This window comes from Pseudomonas sp. HY2-MNA-CIBAN-0224, assembly GCF_040310285.1.
In the GTDB taxonomy this organism is placed as follows: domain Bacteria; phylum Pseudomonadota; class Gammaproteobacteria; order Pseudomonadales; family Pseudomonadaceae; genus Aquipseudomonas; species Aquipseudomonas helleri.
Genome location: NZ_JBEOPQ010000001.1, coordinates 290,017 through 303,157 on the forward strand (window position 1 = coordinate 290,017; position 13,141 = coordinate 303,157).

The window sequence follows — 13,141 nt, forward strand, 5'->3', positions numbered from 1 at the left end:
TCACCGATCCGTGGAGTGTGCGAGGGGAGGTGTCGGGTCATCAATTTGCACCTGTTCACCGGGACGTGCGTGTTGCAGGCCTTCGATCACAATGCGGTCTCCCGCCTTCAGGCCTTCGTTAACGATCCAGCGATCATTGATCACGCCGCCCAGTTGCACAGGCTGTTGTTTGACCTTGCTTTCAGCATCTACCAGCAGCACCTGCGCCACCCCCGCGCTGTCACGCAGAATGGCCCGTTGCGGCACGCTGATGCCTTGCTTGTTGACCGCCTGTTCCAGGCGCACGCGGACAAAGCTGCCCGGCAACAAGTCGCGGTCCGGGTTGGCAAACTCACTGCGCAGGATGATCTGCCCGGTGCTCGGGTCAACGCTGACATCGGTAAACAACAGTTTGCCCGGTACCGGGTAGAGGCTGCCGTTGTCGCGGATCAAGGTGACGCGTGCCTGATTCTTGCCAACCTGTTGCAAGTCCCCGGCGCGGAATGAATCGCGCAGATTGTCGAGGTCACGGGTTGATTGCATCAGGTCGACCTGAATCGGGTCCAACTGCTGGATGCGCGCCAGCGGTGTCACTTCACCCTGGCCAACCAGTGCACCTTCTGTGACCAGCGCACGACCGATACGCCCGGAAATCGGCGCTGTCACGGTGGCATAGCCCAGATTCAGTTTTGCCCGCTGGACAGCGGCCTTGTTGGCGGCAACTTCGGCCTGGGCCTGCAGCGATTGCGCGCGGGCATTGTCGTAGTCCTGACGGCTCACGGCATTGCTGTCGACCAGGGCGCTGTAGCGCTGGTCTTGCAGCTTTGCCTGGAGGGCAAGTGCCTCGGATTTGCGCAGTGCTGCTTGCGCGCTGTCCAGATCGGCCTGCAACGGAGCAGGATCAATAATAAACAGCACGTCACCTTGTTTGACTTCGCTGCCTTCTTCGAAAGCGCGCTTGAGGACAACACCCGCCACTCGCGCGCTGACCTGCGCGACACGCGGCGCAACCACGCGGCCACTCAGTTCGTTATTGATCGACAGCGCTTGCGGGACGATGACTTCAGTGCTGACCTTGACCACAGGCGTCTTTTCTTCAGTGGCCGGAGTTTTACCGCAGGCACTCAAGGCTAAAGCCAGTGCCGAAAGACATAGCGGGACGAAGAGCTTTTTCAACGTTCGTGCCTTCTTATATATGCAGGTTAAGTCTGTAAAAGACCTTGGCATGCTAAGCGCAGCACGCAAAAGGCGTTGTGAAGCTGTGTAGGCGGTGTGTGAAAAAGTGTGAAGGTTCTGCTCCTATCCCTGAGAGGTTGTATATCCTTTGGGTTTTCCCCCGGTTGTAAGCATTTATTATGCCCACTATCTTGCTGGTCGAAGACGACGCTGCACTCTCCGAACTGATCGCCAGCTATCTGGAACGCAATGGTTACCAGGTCAATGTCATTGCGCGCGGTGACCAAGTGCGTGATCGAGCGCGAAACAACCCCCCGGATCTGGTGATTCTCGACCTGATGTTGCCGGGGCTGGATGGTTTGCAGGTCTGCCGATTGCTGCGCGCCGACTCCGAAAGCTTACCGATCCTGATGTTGACTGCGCGCGACGATAGTCATGATCAGGTTCTGGGGCTAGAGATGGGGGCCGACGATTATGTGACAAAACCTTGCGACCCTCGCGTCCTGTTGGCGCGTGTACGCACTTTATTGCGGCGCAGCAGCCTGGCAGAGCCTCACGTCGCCAGTGACCGGATCCTGATGGGCAACCTGTGCATCGACTTGTCGGAACGCACAGTGACATGGCGCGGCGACATCATCGAACTGTCCTGCGGCGAATACAACCTCTTAGTGGTGTTAGCCCGGCATGCCGGCGAAGTGCTCAGTCGTGACCAAATTCTGCAGCGTCTGCGCGGCATCGAATTCAATGGCACCGATCGTTCGGTTGACGTGGCCATTTCCAAATTGCGCCGTAAGTTCGACGATGACGCCGGTGAGGCCCGCAAAATCAAAACCGTGTGGGGCAAGGGTTACTTGTTCAGCCGCTCGGAATGGGAATGCTGATTCGTGTTCAAAATTCTCATCCGCCTGTACCTGGTGACCATCGTCACGTTCGCCGGGGCCATTTATCTGGTGCCGGAAATGATCGTGGCGGTGTTTCACGACCGCTTCATGAACTACAACGTTGATATGTCACGCGGCATGCAAGCCTTGCTGGTCAAGCAGTTTGACCAGGTGCCTGCGCAGCAGTGGCCCGCGCTGGCACAGGACCTTGATAGCCAATTCGCGCCGCTGCGGATCAACCTGCTGCCCATTACCGACCCGCAGTTCAGCACCGCCGAGCAGCACCAGTTGCATCAGGGGCAGGGCGTGTTGCGCATCGGTGAGTGGGGCTGGCGCACGCGGGTGGTTTCACCGTTGAACGGCGAGCAGGCCATCGAACTGGTGATGCCGCCTGATCCGTTCGACTTGAACGTGCTGTATTGGAGCATCAACGTGTTGATTGGTGCGGCATTGCTCGCGGGCTTATTGCTGTGGCTACGCCCGCATTGGCGCGATCTTGAGCGCCTCAAGCGCACGGCAGCACGTATCGGCCAGGGGCAGCTTAGCGAGCGTACGCAGATATCTCCACGCTCCAACATCTACAGCCTGGCCAGCGCCTTTGACACGATGGCCCAGGACATCGAGAACCTGCTCAACCAGCAGCGGGATTTGCTCAACGCGGTCTCACATGAGTTGCGTACCCCATTGACCCGCCTCGATTTTGGCCTGGCGCTGGCACTCTGTGACGACCTGCCGCCTGCCAGTCGTGAGCGCTTGCAAGTGCTGGTCGGGCATATCCGCGAGCTGGATGAATTGGTGCTGGAATTGCTGTCGTTCAGCCGTCTGCAAAACCCGGCGCTGGTACCGGAGCGCATCGAGGTGTCGTTGGCAGAGTTTATCGACAGCATCCTCGGCAGTTTTGACGAAGAGCTTGAAGCCCCGGAAATCGTCCTCGACGTGATGCTGCACGGCACCGAAGAGCGATTTGTCCTCGACCCGAGGCTGACGGCCCGGGCCTTGCAAAACCTGTTGCGCAATGCCATGCGTTACTGCGATCGACGGATTCAGGTGGGGGTTAGCCTCAATGCCAAAGGCTGCTCATTGTGGGTGGATGACGACGGCATCGGCATTCCCGAGCAAGAGCGGGAACGAGTTTTCGAACCTTTTTATCGCCTGGACCGCAGCCGCGATCGGGCAACCGGTGGTTTTGGTCTGGGGTTGGCCATCAGCAGGCGAGCCCTGGAAGCCCAGGGCGGCACCTTGAATGTTGAGCAATCGCCGTTGGGCGGGGCGCGTTTCAAGCTGTGGTTGCCAGTCTGACGCAACTTAGCGCGGGCGAACCGGCGCCTTGGCTCAGATCAAGCGGCGTTGGCGGCTCACGTGTTTCAAGCCTTCAAGCACCAGAACCGCAACGGCCAGCCAGATCGGGCCATAGGTCAGCCATTGACCGTCTTCCAGGCTATCGCCCAGTAACAGGGCGACGGCCACCAGCAGCACTGGCTCAACGTAGCTGAGCAGGCCAAACAAGCTGAAGGGCAGCAAACGGCTGGCGAGAATATAAGAAAAGCCGGCGGCCGCACTGATGATCCCCATCAAGGGCACCAGCCAATACAGTGCCTGGCGTTGCGCATCGAGGTCTACATGCTGGCCTGCCAGCACAAACCACAGCGCAACCGGGACCATCAGCAGCATGTCCAGCCACAGACCGCCCAGGTTATCGATGCCTATTTTCTTGCGCAGTACGAAGTACATTGGGTAGCCGATGGCCACAACCAGTGTGGTCCAGGAGAACCCGCCGGTGCGGTATAACTCGTTTGCAACGCCAATCACGGCCAGGGCGGTGGCTATTTTCTGCAAATGCGAGAGATGCTCGCCGTAGACAATTCGCCCGGTGAGAATCATCGTCAGCGGCAGCAGAAAGTAACCCAACGACACATCCAGGCCGTGCCCGTTGAGTGGCCCCCACATAAACATCCATAGCTGCACGCCGACCAGAAAGCTGGTGATCAGTGCGCAAGGAATTAGTAGAGGTTTGTCTCGTAAGCGACTGAAAATTATGGGAACCCATTTCCAATCACCAGAGAAGCAGATAAACAGAGTCATGAAGGGCAGCGAGATCAGTATTCGCCAGCCGAAGATTTCCTGGCCATCAAGGGGCCAAAGCAGGGAAGTGAAGTAGTACAGGACGCCAAACAAGCACGAAGCCAAAATCGATAAAACAATACCTTTAGACACAACAACCTCAATGGATCTACAGCGTTACTCATGAGAGTGGGCACATAGATTGAGGTTGTTGGAGGTCGTTGGCAAATCCCTTTTAAACCAGTGACTTGGCTTAAAGACTTACAGAAAACGATCAAACTCTAAAAGTCCAAGCAAATACTGGGCCAAAGTCGTTTTAAACGAGCGTTCGTGTTTTCTGAAAAAGTGATTAACGGTAGTGTGTGCCACACCCTGGCAGACTCAAACGTTACACAGAGCGACGTTGGCGCACCAAGTGTTTAAACCCTTCGAAGATCAGCACCATCACCGCCAGCCAGATCGGGATGTACGTCAGCCATTGGCCTGAGCTGATGCTTTCGCCCAGCAACAGGGCCACAAGGACCAGCAACACCGGTTCAACATAGCTGAGCAAGCCAAACAGGCTGAACGGCAGCATCCGGCTGGCAATGATGTAGCTGATCAGGGCCAGGGCACTGATGCCCCCCAGAATCGGAATCAATACATACAACGCTGCTCGCTCGCTGGCCACGTCGAAACCGTGTTCGCCGCTTTGCACGAACCACCAGGCAATCGGGATCAGCAACAACATGTCAAACCACAAACCGCCGAGGTTGTCGGTCGCCATGCGTTTGCGCAGCACGAAATACACCGGGTAACCAATGGCCACCAGCAGCGTGGTCCATGAGAACCCGCCCACGCGATAGACCTCGTTGGCCACACCGATGGTGGCCAGGGCAGCAGCGATTTTTTGCAAGTGCGACAAGTGCTCGCCAAACACGATGCGCGCGGTCAGCAGCATGGTCAGCGGCAGCAAAAAGTACCCCAGCGACACATCCAGGCTATGCCCGTTAAGCGGCGCCCACAGGAACAGCCAGAGTTGCACCCCAACCAGCGCGCTGGAAGCCGCCAGCACGCCCCACAACCGAGGCTGCTTGCGCAGGCGAGAGAAGATCACCGGGACGTGTCGCCAGTCACCCGAGAAAAACATGAACAGCGTCATGCATGGCAGCGTCAGAAGCATCCGCCAACCGAATATCTCAGCCCCGCTCAGGGGCCACAGCATGGACGTGTAGTAATACATGACACCGAACAGGCTCGATGCCAGAACCGATAAAACAATACCTTTGGACACAACAGCCTCGTTGAAACGCACTTTATGATTTTTAGGAAGTGCATAGCTTGAGGCTATGGAAGGTGCAGGGCAATAACATAAAGGAGGTAGGGGTTTGTTCCCGCAGGGTTAACCGATTCAGTCGCGGTAAAACACTTGCACCAGGTGATAGCCAAATTTGCTCTTCACCGGGCCGTGCACCACGCGCAGCGGCTTTTTGAAGATGATCTGATCAATCACCCCGACCATCTGCCCCGGACGCACTTCGCCCAAGTCACCCCCGCGCTTGCCTGACGGGCAGGTCGAGAACTTTTTTGCCAGCACATCGAAGGCTTCGCCTTTGGCAATGCGCTGCTTGAGCGACTCGGCTTCTTCGGCGGTCTTGACCAGAATGTGGCGGGCTTGAGCTTTCATGGGGCAGATACCTTGCAACTGTGGGGCTTTTTACGAGGGCGCGGATTATGCCTGAGTTTTCTCCAGGTAGCGCGGCAAGTGCAAGCGCACGCGGGTGCCGGAGCCACTTTCGCTGATGATACTGACGTGCCCGCCGGACTGCTGGGCAAAGCCGTAGATCATCGACAGGCCCAGACCGGTGCCTTGACCCACCGGCTTGGTGGTAAAGAACGGGTCAAAGGCCTTGGCAAGAATTTGCGGAGTCATGCCCGCACCGTTGTCGCTGACTTCAAACATCACATACTCACCGGCCTTGATCGGCTCAAGCGTGCTGGACTGGCTGTCCGTGAGGTAGGTGTTGGCGGTACGTACGACCAACTCGCCGCCGTCAGGCATGGCGTCCCGGGCATTGATAATCAGGTTGAGCAGGGCGCTTTCGAGCTGGCCGCTGTCAGTGTTCACGGCCCAGACGTCTTCACCCAGCTCAACGTGCAAATCAATGTTGGCCCCTTTGGTACTGCTGAACAGCGCTTGCAGTGAGCTGACCAGTTGGTTGGGGTCCAGCGGCCTGCGGTCCAGTGATTGGCGCCTGGAGAACGACAGCAATCGGTGTGTCAGGGCAGCTGCACGCTGTGCCGAAGACACCGCTGCGTCGGTAAAACGACCCACTTCAGTGATCCGCCCGGCCGCGATATAACGCTTCATCAAGTCCAGGCTGCCGAGAATCCCGGTGAGCATATTGTTGAAATCGTGGGCAATACCGCCGGTTAACTGGCCCACGGCTTCCATTTTTTGGGCATGCCGCAAGGCCTCTTCGGCTCGTTCACGCTCGTGCATCTCACGTTGCAGTTGCGCGTTGGCTTCGGCCAATGCCTGGGTGCGCTGCGCCACGCGCTCTTCAAGGGTTTCATTGAGATTGAGCAGCGCTTGTTCGGTTTTTTTACGCTCGGTGATGTCCAGCGCCGCGCCCATAAAGCGTTGAGCACTGCCTGGGCCGCCGGAAAAACAACGGCCCCTGGCAAAAATCCAGCGCACCTTGCCGTCCAGGTTCTGCAGGCGATATTCCTGGGCATACTCGCCGTTGTGGGTCACGCAGTCCTTGATCGTACGCGTCAATAAACCGCGGTCATCAGGGTGCACGCCTTGCAAGTAGGCGGTGATCGGCAGTTGCCCGGACAATTGCGGCTCGATGCCGTGCATTTGCGCGAAACGGCTGTCGGTCACAAACAGGTCCTGGTCAATGTTCCAGTCCCAGGTGCCAACGCCGTTGGTGGCGGTGAGTGCCAGTTGCAGGCGCTCTTCAGTGTCATGCCGGGCTTTGCGGCTGGCCAGCGAGCGTTGGCGCAACTTGATGGCGGTGCGTCTGCGGCGCGAGGTCTTGACTGCCGTCATCAAGATGCCCGCCACGTTGCCATGCTCGTCGTGAACCGGGCTGAAGGTCAGATCCAGCCATAGTTCGGTGGCGTGTTTCTGGTCCGGGTAAAGAAAGTACTGGTCCAGGTACGAGCGGCTTTGCCCGGCCCGTACCGAGGCAATCACCGGTCGACTGAATTCTGCGTATTCCGGCCAGCTGAAATGCAGCGGCTGAGCAAAGCCTGCCGGGTGCTTGTTGCCCGCCAGTGCGGCAAAACTGTCGTTGTAGATTTGCGTCAGTTCTTCGCCCCACAGCAACAACATTGGCATGGGTGAGTGCATGACCATTTGCGCACTGGTGCGCAGGCTTTGCGGCCAGTCAGTGATCTGGCCCAAAGGGCTGCGTGCCAACGCCGTGAGTTGGCGGGTGGTAAAAACGGCGCTCATGGATAAGTCCCGAGTGTGAAGCTAAAAGAAGTGTATTTAATGCCGGATAGCGGCTAAAGGCTATTAATGATCTTGAAAAGCCCGTGCTTGAGCGTGCGACTAAGGTCCAATGAGTGTCCAGCTTAGCCTTTCGTACAATTGCGCCCCGTTTTTACAGGCAAGGGATTCGCTTCGGTATTTCACCGCAGGTGCGACGTCCCTTGTTTTTGTTGCGCGAAAGATTCGCTGCTGGAGCATGGTCATGGTTCATCCTTTTTCATCGTTGAAGCAAAGCCGCATGGCGCGTATGAGTGCACTGGCCGTGTGTGCCGGTTTCGCTGCCCAGACGCAGGCCGGCGGTTTTTTTGAAGACAGCAGCGGCTCGCTGGAGTCGCGCACGGTGTACTTCAATCGCGACTTCCGCGATGGCAGCAGTTCAAGCCCTCAAGGCGCTTCCAAGCGCGACGAGACGGCGCAAGGCTTTATCCTCAACCTGCAATCGGGCTACACCGAAGGCACCGTCGGCTTTGGCCTCGACGCGCTGGGCATGCTGGGGATCAAGTTGGACTCCAGCCCGGCCAACAGTAACAGCGGCCTGCTGCCTTCGACCGGCAGCGATCCGCGTCGTTCCAAAGATCAATACGCCAAAGGTGGCCTGACCGCCAAAATGCGTGTTTCCAAGACCGTACTCAAATACGGCACCTTGCTGCCTGATCTGCCGTTGCTCAAGTACAACGACGGCCGTTTGCTGCCCAACATCTTCAACGGCGCGATGCTGGAGTCCCAGGAAATCAAAGACCTGAAGTTCATGGCTTCGCGTCTGGATCGCTACACCGCACGGGACTCCACCGACTCCCAGGACCTGCGGCTGAACTGCAAAAACAAGCGTTATGCCTGCAACATCACGGCTGACCATTTCACGATGTACGGCCTCGATTACAAGGTTAACGAGCAATTGACGGCGCAGTACCACTACGCTGAGCTGCAAGACATTTACCGTCAGCAGTTCATTGGCCTGTTGGCCAAGCAGCCGATGGGGCCGGGTGTACTGGCCGCCGATGTGCGCTTGCTGAAAAGCGATGACAGCGGCTCGTCCAGAGCCGGTACCATCGATAACCGCGCCTTTGGCACTCTGCTGTCTTACTCGTTGGGCGGTCATAAGTTCGGTGCCGGTTGGCAGACCCTGAACGGCAAGACCTCAATGCCGTACCTGGATGGGACCAATCCGTACCTGGTCAACTATGTTCAGGTCAACGACTTCGCCAACGCGCAAGAGCGTTCGTGGCAACTGCGTTACGACTACGACTTTAAAGCCATGGGCATCGACGGTTTGTCCTTCATGACCCGTTACGTAAACGGCGACAACATCAAAGTGGTTGGCCGCAACGAAGAAGGCAAAGAGTGGGAGCGCGACAGCGAGCTGAAATACGTGGTGCAGAGCGGTCTGTTCAAAGACGTCAGCGTGCGCTTCAGAAATGCGACCTACCGCACCAACTACTCAAAATTCGCCCGCGACGTCGACGAAACACGAGTGATTGTCGGCTATAACCTGTCGATCTGGTAACCACCCCCTGTAGGAGCGAGCTTGCCTCGCGATCTTTTGATCTTCAAAAGTATCGCGAGGTAAGGACGTCGTCTCAATCCAATTGGTGCCTGTACGGCAAATCCGGCCCGGTTTTGCTGCAGGTCAGCGCCGCCGCTCGGCATGCAAAATCGAGCAGGGCGGCGATGTCCGCTTTGCTCAACTGCTGCAAACCTTCGATTGAATCCCGCTGCTGCTCGGTTAACCAGGCAATCACCGCAGCCTGAAAGGTGTCACCGGCGCCCACGGTATCGGCCACGGTTACCGACTGTGCTGGCACCGAATATTGCCCGTGTTCGCGACTGAATACGCTTGCGCCCTGGGCACCCCGGGTCAAAAACACCAACTGACAAAGCTGACTTAACCAGGATTGCGCGATCTGCTCCGGGTCTTGTCCCGGATACAGCAACTCAAGGTCTTCATCGCTGACTTTAATCAGGTCGGCATAGGGGATCAGTTGTTTGATCCGCTGGCGCCATACCTCAATATCAGGCTCAGGGTTGAGCCGCACATTCGGGTCAAGGCTGATCAGGCGCTTGCCGCTTTCGCGTTGCACCAAGGCCAGCAACGTATCGGCAATCGGTTGCACCACCAGCGAGAACGAGCCAACGTGTACTCCACGTATCTGCGGCCCCAACGTTGGCAGGTGCTGCACGTGCAGTTGCCGGTCGGCGCAGCCTTCTCCGCGAAAGCTGTAGTTGGGCACGCCATTGGCATCCAGCGCGACCATGGCCAAGGTGGTGGGTGCATTGATCTCCCACCAGTACTGATCCGCCACGCCTTCGTTGAGCAGGACCTGTTTCAGGCGTTTGCCCAGATAGTCCGTGGAAAGCCCGGCAAACAGCCCGGCTTCGACGCCCAGGCGACGTAAGCCCACAGCCACGTTGAAGGGCGAACCACCGGCAATCGCATTAAAGCCGACTTTATTCGGCAAGCCGGCCGTGTCCGCCTGGGCAAAAAAATCAAATAACGCTTCACCGCATACCAGGTACATAAGTCTCACTCGGTTAAGGCGCTTACCTGCTCTCGGTAGCGCTGATAAGCCTGTTCATAGGCGAGGATATGGGTCGGGTCGGGGTCTGTCTGACTGTTTGACTCTAGCCGCACGCAACGTTGGCAGAGGTCTTCAAGGGTCTCGGTACCTGCGCTGACACACCATGCCGCCTGAATGGCCGCGCCCAGTGCCGCCGCTTCGCTTTGCTCGGTACAGACCACCGGGGTGTTCATGATGTCGGCCACCATCTGGCGCCACAGTGCGCTTTTGGAGCCGCCGCCAACCAGGCGGATGGCCTGGCTTTGCAGGCCGTTACGGCGCAATAAATCCAGACCGTAACGCAAACCAAAGGTGGTGCCTTCGATGGCGGCGCGGCACAGATTGGCCTGAGTCATATTGGTCAGGGTCAGGCCCTGAACACTGCCGGTGGCATGGGGCAGAGCGGGCACCCGTTCACCGTTCAAAAACGGCAGCATGCTGACCCCGTCGGCGCCAATCGGAGCTTGGCTGGCCAGCGTATTAAAGGCCTCGACGGACAACCCGAACAATTCGCGAACAGCGCTGGTGGCATTGGTCAGGTTGAGGGTGCAGATCAACGGCAGCCAGCCGCCGCTGGAGGAACAAAAGCTCGCCACAGAGGCATCCGGGCTGATCTGCGCTTGCGCATTAAATGCGTACACGGTGCCCGACGAGCCGAGGCTCATGGTGATGATCCCCGGGCTGATATTGCCCGTACCGATGGCGCCCAGCATGTTGTCGCCGCCTCCGCTGGACACCACGGCATTCGGGTTGAGGCCCAGCAAGTGGGCGACGTGCGGGCGCAGTGTGCCGACCGCTTGATTGGGCTCCAGCAACTCCGGCAGTGCCTGTTCCAGGCGCCCGTCGGGGTCGATATGGCGCAACATGCCGAGGTCCCACTGGCGGGTTCGCACATTGAAATAACCGGTGCCGGAAGCGTCGCCGTATTCACTGCAATAGCGCCCCGTCAGCCAGAAATTCAGGTAATCGTGGGGCAGCAAAATATGCGCGGTCTGTTCAAGTACCTGCGGATGGTGACGGCGTGTCCAGAGCAGTTTGGACACGGTATAACCCGGTGCAATCACCAGCCCCAGGCGTTCCAGCGAACCGGCATCACCGCCCAGCCAGTCCAGCAGTTGTTGGTTTTCGGCGCTGGACTCGGTGTCACACCAAAGTTTGGCCGGGCGCAGGACATTACCGTCTGCGTCGAGCAATACCAGCCCGTGCTGTTGGCCGCTAACGCCGATGCCTTGAATCTGCAGGCCGCTGACCCCGGCGTTGTCCAGGGCCTGGCGGGTGGCGATCTGCAAGGCCTCTAGCCATTGCCCTGTGTCTTGCTCGCGACGCCCGTTTTCGCCCTGGATTAATGTATGTGCGGCAGCCCCCAGCCCCAGTACCTGGCCGGACTGGCTGTCGAGGACCAGGGCTTTTGTGCCCTGGGTGCCGCAATCGATGCCCAGGTATAAATGCTTCATAGAAACCTAACCTTGCAGTACGTGTGGTCGCGGACGAGGGGGGGATAGGCGCTTTTACAGCCGCGCCAGACTCTCCAGCGTCCCGCTCACGCCCACTTCACGCAAACTGTTGAGGCACCACTCAAACGCCGCCACAAACTCGGCCGACTGCGCGATTGCCGTGCCAAAAATCTCCTCAACCCCCAGCAGGCGCTGCACGATCAGCTCGTCGTCAGCCACCAGCGCCTGGCAGAACTCAGCACGCGGGTCCGGAATGGCATAGGTTTGCCCGGTTTCATCAACCCCCTTGAGGTACAACGCCCAGGCCGCGACCACCAAGGCGGCACGCTTCAATTCGGCGCCGTCGGCAATCAGGCGATTGATCGTCGGCACGGTGAATTTAGGGAATTTCGATGAGCCGTCAGAACACACGCGCTCCAACTGGTCGGCAATCGCCTGATTGGAGAAGCGCTGCACCAGCGTGTTTTTGTAGGCCGTAAGATCAATGCCTGGCACGGGCGCCAGTTGCGGGGTGACGTCTTTGTCCATATAGGCACGCATGTACGCCACAAACAGCGGGTCGTTCATGGTGTCGTGGACGAAGCGATAGCCCTTCAAAAAGCCCAGGTACGTCAGCGCCAGATGGCTGCCGTTGAGCAGTTTGATCTTCATTTCTTCATAGGGCGTGACGTCATCGGTGAGCTGCACGCCCACCGTTTCCCAGGCGGGGCGGCCGTTGCTGAACTTGTCCTCCAGCACCCATTGAATAAACGGTTCACACACCACCGGCCAGGCATCGTCGATGCCCAACTGGTCGTGCAGCTGCAAACGGTGGGCGTTGCTGGTCATGGGCGTAATGCGGTCGACCATTGCATTGGGGAAGCTGACGTTGGCGGCGATCCAGTCGTGCAAGTCCGGGTTGCTCAATGCGGCGAAGGCCAGCAGGGCTTTACGGGCCACGTTGCCGTTATGCGGCAGGTTATCGCACGACATCACGGTAAAGGCCGGGGTGTGGTTGGCGCGGCGTTGGGCGAGGGCGGCACACAACACGCCAAACACCGTGCGCGGTGCGTGCGGCTGGGCCAGGTCCTGCTGAATCTGCGGCAACTGAGCCATAAACTCGCCGGTGCTGTCGTCGATGCAGTAGCCACCTTCGGTGATGGTCAGCGAGACGATGCGGATGTGCGGGCTGGCCAGTTTGTCGATCACCGCCTGGATGCCGTCTTCGGCCAGCAGCATGTTGCTGATCGAGCCGATGATGCGGCTTTGCGTGTCGTCGCTGTCGCCCAGTTCGAACAAGGTATAGAGGTAGTCCTGGCCTGCCAGGTCGTCACGCACTTTGCGGTCTTCGGGGCGCAGGCCGATGCCGCAGATGCTCCAGTCCAGATCGCGCCCTTGATCCATTAGCGCATCGGTATAAAACGCCTGATGCGCGCGGTGAAAGCCGCCGACCCCGAAATGCGCGATGCCGTGCTGCGTGTCGCGGTCGAGGTAGGTTGGCTTGGCCACTTTTGGGGTCAGGTTGTCGAGGTTACGACGGTTCAATTTCATGGGTGCGATCTCAAAAAAAGC

General features: G+C 58.4%; 11 protein-coding genes. 3 read left to right on the forward strand and 8 right to left on the reverse strand.

The window, feature by feature from the left end:
- Positions 1 to 1,155 (reverse strand): efflux RND transporter periplasmic adaptor subunit, encoded by a 1,155-nt coding sequence (locus AAEZ03_RS01535; protein ID WP_048371737.1) that lies wholly within the window; start codon positions 1,153 to 1,155, stop codon positions 1 to 3.
- A gap of 179 nt (positions 1,156 to 1,334) precedes the next feature.
- On the opposite strand from AAEZ03_RS01535, the gene AAEZ03_RS01540 reads away from it, so the two are divergent.
- The gene (locus AAEZ03_RS01540; protein WP_350575379.1) at positions 1,335 to 2,036 is read left to right on the forward strand and encodes a response regulator; all 702 of its coding nucleotides are present in this window, start codon (positions 1,335 to 1,337) and stop codon (positions 2,034 to 2,036) included.
- A gap of 3 nt (positions 2,037 to 2,039) precedes the next feature.
- Positions 2,040 to 3,335: an ATP-binding protein gene (locus AAEZ03_RS01545; RefSeq protein ID WP_350575382.1), complete on the forward strand. Its 1,296-nt coding sequence runs from the start codon at positions 2,040 to 2,042 to the stop codon at positions 3,333 to 3,335.
- A gap of 33 nt (positions 3,336 to 3,368) precedes the next feature.
- Here AAEZ03_RS01545 and rarD (AAEZ03_RS01550) read toward each other — a convergent pair whose 3' ends face one another.
- The 4 genes from rarD (AAEZ03_RS01550) to AAEZ03_RS01565 form a co-directional block, all read right to left on the reverse strand.
- Positions 3,369 to 4,250 carry an EamA family transporter RarD gene (gene rarD / locus AAEZ03_RS01550; protein WP_350575385.1) on the reverse strand — a complete coding sequence of 294 codons (882 nt, stop codon included), beginning with the start codon at positions 4,248 to 4,250 and terminating at the stop codon, positions 3,369 to 3,371.
- Between the two features lie 235 nt (positions 4,251 to 4,485).
- Positions 4,486 to 5,370, reverse strand: coding sequence for an EamA family transporter RarD (gene rarD / locus AAEZ03_RS01555; RefSeq protein WP_048371730.1), 885 nt, complete (start codon positions 5,368 to 5,370; stop codon positions 4,486 to 4,488).
- A 117-nt stretch (positions 5,371 to 5,487) separates the two neighbouring features.
- On the reverse strand, positions 5,488 to 5,763 hold the full coding sequence (locus AAEZ03_RS01560; protein WP_019409622.1) for a peptidylprolyl isomerase: 276 nt from the start codon (positions 5,761 to 5,763) through the stop codon (positions 5,488 to 5,490).
- A 45-nt stretch (positions 5,764 to 5,808) separates the two neighbouring features.
- On the reverse strand, positions 5,809 to 7,542 hold the full coding sequence (locus AAEZ03_RS01565) for an ATP-binding protein (protein WP_502947874.1): 1,734 nt from the start codon (positions 7,540 to 7,542) through the stop codon (positions 5,809 to 5,811).
- 241 nt (positions 7,543 to 7,783) lie between these two features.
- Here AAEZ03_RS01565 and AAEZ03_RS01570 point away from each other — a divergent pair, with 241 nt between their 5' ends.
- Entirely contained in the window at positions 7,784 to 9,085 is a 1,302-nt protein-coding gene (locus AAEZ03_RS01570; RefSeq protein ID WP_350575389.1) for an OprD family porin, read from the forward strand.
- Positions 9,086 to 9,158: 73 nt separating this feature from the next.
- Here AAEZ03_RS01570 and AAEZ03_RS01575 read toward each other — a convergent pair whose 3' ends face one another.
- The 3 genes from AAEZ03_RS01575 to AAEZ03_RS01585 are packed head-to-tail and all read right to left on the reverse strand — an operon-like array spanning position 9,159 to position 13,120.
- The gene (locus tag AAEZ03_RS01575; RefSeq protein ID WP_350575391.1) at positions 9,159 to 10,097 is read right to left on the reverse strand and encodes a carbohydrate kinase family protein; all 939 of its coding nucleotides are present in this window, start codon (positions 10,095 to 10,097) and stop codon (positions 9,159 to 9,161) included.
- Positions 10,098 to 10,102: 5 nt separating this feature from the next.
- A complete protein-coding gene (xylB, locus tag AAEZ03_RS01580; RefSeq protein WP_350575394.1) occupies positions 10,103 to 11,590 on the reverse strand; it encodes a xylulokinase in 1,488 nt (495 codons plus the stop codon).
- A 54-nt stretch (positions 11,591 to 11,644) separates the two neighbouring features.
- Positions 11,645 to 13,120: a mannitol dehydrogenase family protein gene (locus AAEZ03_RS01585; RefSeq protein WP_350575397.1), complete on the reverse strand. Its 1,476-nt coding sequence runs from the start codon at positions 13,118 to 13,120 to the stop codon at positions 11,645 to 11,647.
- Between the last annotated feature and the right edge of the window lie 21 nt (positions 13,121 to 13,141).

Coding starts and splice junctions, on each gene's coding strand:
- AAEZ03_RS01540 (WP_350575379.1), top strand. CDS start 1,335: ATGCCCACTATCTTGCTGGTCGAAGACGACGCTGCACTCTCCGAACTG.
- AAEZ03_RS01560 (WP_019409622.1), bottom strand. CDS start 5,763: ATGAAAGCTCAAGCCCGCCACATTCTGGTCAAGACCGCCGAAGAAGCC.
- AAEZ03_RS01565 (WP_502947874.1), bottom strand. CDS start 7,542: ATGAGCGCCGTTTTTACCACCCGCCAACTCACGGCGTTGGCACGCAGC.
- AAEZ03_RS01570 (WP_350575389.1), top strand. CDS start 7,784: ATGGTTCATCCTTTTTCATCGTTGAAGCAAAGCCGCATGGCGCGTATG.
- AAEZ03_RS01575 (WP_350575391.1), bottom strand. CDS start 10,097: ATGTACCTGGTATGCGGTGAAGCGTTATTTGATTTTTTTGCCCAGGCG.
- xylB (WP_350575394.1), bottom strand. CDS start 11,590: ATGAAGCATTTATACCTGGGCATCGATTGCGGCACCCAGGGCACAAAA.
- AAEZ03_RS01585 (WP_350575397.1), bottom strand. CDS start 13,120: ATGAAATTGAACCGTCGTAACCTCGACAACCTGACCCCAAAAGTGGCC.